Origin of the sequence: Mesorhizobium sp. M7A.F.Ca.US.008.03.1.1 (assembly GCF_003997495.1) — a bacterium.
GTDB lineage: Bacteria > Pseudomonadota > Alphaproteobacteria > Rhizobiales > Rhizobiaceae > Mesorhizobium.
Window position 1 is genome coordinate 67,348 of record NZ_RZRU01000014.1, and the last position, 2,500, is coordinate 69,847.

Annotated in this window: 1 tRNA gene and 2 rRNA genes (1 of these 3 cut by a window edge); all 3 read right to left on the reverse strand. The window is 55.2% G+C overall.

Annotated elements, in window-relative coordinates:
- Positions 1–195: 195 nt before the first annotated feature.
- A tRNA-Met gene (locus EOA16_RS19905) sits at positions 196–272 on the reverse strand.
- Between the two features lie 154 nt (positions 273–426).
- Positions 427–541, reverse strand: a 5S ribosomal RNA gene (rrf, locus tag EOA16_RS19910).
- A gap of 274 nt (positions 542–815) precedes the next feature.
- Positions 816–2,500, reverse strand: a 23S ribosomal RNA gene (locus EOA16_RS19915); it runs 1,137 nt beyond the window's last position.

Here is a 2,500-nt window from a genome sequence, read left to right on the forward strand (position 1 = left end):
CAGTCCCGTTGACCGCGCAGGGCCTGCGGGCTTTGTGCCTTGCGGGCTGTTTTTGATTTGGTTTGGGGGGAGAGGATTTGAGTTTTCTGTCCGGGGCTGGGCTTCGCCTGCTTGCGGGTCGCTGATGACGGGTTAAATCGCCGGCACCACGGCAAAATACAAAAGAGCCCGCACGGGGGCGGGCTCTTTTGTATTTGGTTGCGGGGACAGGATTTGAACCTGTGACCTTCAGGTTATGAGCCTGACGAGCTACCGGGCTGCTCCACCCCGCGTCAACTTTTGTGTAAACCGAAGCCTACAGATAGGTAGATGGCTGACCAAATGAAAGGGCCGCTTACGCGGCCCGGGATCCCTTGGCGTGCCATTTCGTAGAGAGAAGATTTCTCTCCATCCGATTTGGATGTGAGATCAACGTGCGTTTTGCAGACCTGGCAGCGACCTACTCTCCCGCGTCTTGAGACGAAGTACCATCAGCGCTGGAGCGTTTCACGGCCGAGTTCGGAATGGGATCGGGTGCAGCCGCTCCGCCATAACCACCAGGTCGGCAAAACGCACGTTGTTCGAGAAGCTTTTGAGCGAAGGAGCACGAAGAGACATCAACAGCGGAGCTGTCGGGTGCCTCTCGGGGCTGTTCGCTGGTCTTATATGTGCCTTTACAGTTCTTTTGGTCCTGGCGCCTTTCGAAGCGAAGCTTCGCAAGGTCGACCGACCGTCGGCGCTGATGCGCCGCACCCACGTAGCGCCGCCCGCAGGGCGGAACAAGCGTGAGTGAGAACAGACCATCTGACTTTGTCAGATGAGCATAAGGAATGAGAACGATCAAGCCGATCGAACTATTAGTACCGGTAAGCTTCAAGCGTTGCCGCTCTTCCACACCCGGCCTATCAACGTGGTCGTCTTCCACGGTTCTCAGGGAATACTCGTTTTAAGGTGGGTTTCCCGCTTAGATGCCTTCAGCGGTTATCCCGTCCGGATATAGCTACCCTGCTATGCGGCTGGCGCCACAACAGGTCCACCAGAGATCCGTCCATCCCGGTCCTCTCGTACTAGGGACAGATCCTTTCAATATTCCTACACCCACGGCAGATAGGGACCGAACTGTCTCACGACGTTCTGAACCCAACTCACGTACCGCTTTAAATGGCGAACAGCCATACCCTTGGGACCTGCTCCAGCCCCAGGATGCGATGAGTCGACATCGAGGTGCCAAACAACCCCGTCGATATGGACTCTTGGGGGTCATCAGCCTGTTATCCCCGGCGTACCTTTTATCCGTTGAGCGATGGCCCTTCCACGCGGGACCACCGGATCACTATGACCGACTTTCGTCTCTGCTCGACTTGTCAGTCTCGCAGTCAGGCAGGCTTATGCCATTGCACTCAGCGAACGATTTCCGACCGTTCTGAGCCCACCATCGCGCGCCTCCGTTACTCTTTAGGAGGCGACCGCCCCAGTCAAACTACCCACCATACATTGTCCCGGACCCGGATAACGGGCCGCGGTTAGACATCCATAGTAATAAGGGTGGTATTTCAAGGGTGGCTCCACCTGAGCTGGCGCCCAGGTTTCAAAGCCTACCACCTATCCTACACATGCCACTACGAATGCCAATGTAAAGCTATAGTAAAGGTGCACGGGGTCTTTCCGTCTAACCGCAGGAACCCCGCATCTTCACGGGGAATTCAATTTCACTGAGTCTATGCTGGAGACAGCGGGGAAGTCGTTACGCCATTCGTGCAGGTCGGAACTTACCCGACAAGGAATTTCGCTACCTTAGGACCGTTATAGTTACGGCCGCCGTTTACTGGGGCTTCGATTCAGAGCTTGCACCCCTCCTCTTAACCTTCCAGCACCGGGCAGGCGTCAGACCCTATACGTCGTCTTGCGACTTCGCAGAGCCCTGTGTTTTTGATAAACAGTCGCTACCCCCTGGTCTGTGCCACCCTCCTCTACTTGCGTAGAAAAGGGTCACGCTTCTTCCGAAGTTACGCGTGCAATTTGCCGAGTTCCTTCAGCATAGTTCTCTCAAGCGCCTTGGTATACTCTACCAGACCACCAGTGTCGGTTTCGGGTACGGTTTATAAGGAGGAGCTATTTCCTGGAACCACGCAGCAGCCCGTTCAATCCGATAAGATTGGACTACCTCAATGATCCGTCACTACCTCCAAGCCCACGAATATTAACGTGGTTCCCATCGACTACGCGTTTCCGCCTCGTCTTAGGGGCCGGCTAACCCTGCTCAGATTAGCTTTAAGCAGGAACCCTTGGTCTTTCGGCGGGGGAGTCTCTCACTCCCCTTACGTTACTCATGTCAGCATTCGCACTTCTGATACCTCCACCACCCCTCACGGGTATGGCTTCATCAGCTTACAGAACGCTCCGCTACCGCTTGGCCCTTGCGGACCAAACCCTAAGCTTCGGTGTATGGCTTTAGCCCCGTTACATTTTCGGCGCAAAGACCCTTATTTAGACCAGTGAGCTGTTACGCTTTCTTTAAATG